1 protein-coding gene and 1 pseudogene are annotated in these 736 nt (G+C 41.4%); both read right to left on the bottom strand.

The genetic code is table 11. From position 1 onward, the window contains the following. Positions 1-148 (bottom strand): annotated as a pseudogene (locus ACFIJS_RS09165) (phage baseplate assembly protein V); the annotation flags it as partial. Continuing rightward, complete coding sequence (locus ACFIJS_RS09160) at positions 129-677, bottom strand: hypothetical protein (protein WP_375651315.1); 549 nt, start codon at positions 675-677, stop codon at positions 129-131. The gene ACFIJS_RS09160 and the pseudogene ACFIJS_RS09165, both read right to left, overlap by 20 nt. Positions 678-736 lie beyond the last annotated feature (59 nt).

Genomic DNA, 736 nt, shown 5'->3' with positions numbered 1-736 from the left:
TGTCTGGAATCCAGTCACTGATGAGATTGCCACTTTTTACCCGATAGCGTGCGTTTTTATGGTCGACATGGCTAATCTTCCCCACCACAACCATATTGGCTACACGTCTCTTTAAATCGGTGATTTCTTTATCGCGCCGCTCTAACATGGGGTTCCTCAATCTTCATGTATTTATCTTCGTTTCCCACGCCTGTTTCTGGTTTAAAATTTAAGAAAGGTTCAACGAGTCTTGCTGTTACACCGCTTTCTTCTTCATCCATGTTGGGGATATTCGTCACATAAATGACTTCAAAGGTTAAAATTGCACCATGGAGCGCTAGGGCGCCATTATCACCAAAGGCAAAAGCAATATTTTGCAAGCGGCATGTTTCAACGGTGTTATTGAGATTGGGATTAGCGTAGAAAATCTCCTCCACTTCCCACGCTAATTGGTCAACAAAACGTGCTCCATCTTCACATGTCGCATAACATTCAACATCTAGCGTTAAAACACGCCGCCTTAAGCCAAAATCATGTCCATCTTCAATCGTTTCACTTTGCGTTGAGATATTAATAGCTGGCATTGCTTCAATAAATAAATTGAAATCGCGCATATTGAAAACATTGTCACCAGCTGCCGTCTTTGCTGCCCTTATCAACGCAACAAATGTTTCTCTTATCGTCTCTCTCGGATGCATGAGGGCTCCTGTTATTTAACATTTATCCTTTTCTTTATATTGGTATCGTGTTATGATAC

This window comes from Bartonella sp. OT172YNZD (assembly GCF_042193725.1).
Taxonomy (GTDB): Bacteria; Pseudomonadota; Alphaproteobacteria; order Rhizobiales; family Rhizobiaceae; genus Bartonella; species Bartonella grahamii_A.
This window is presented reverse-complemented; position numbering and strand designations above follow the sequence as displayed.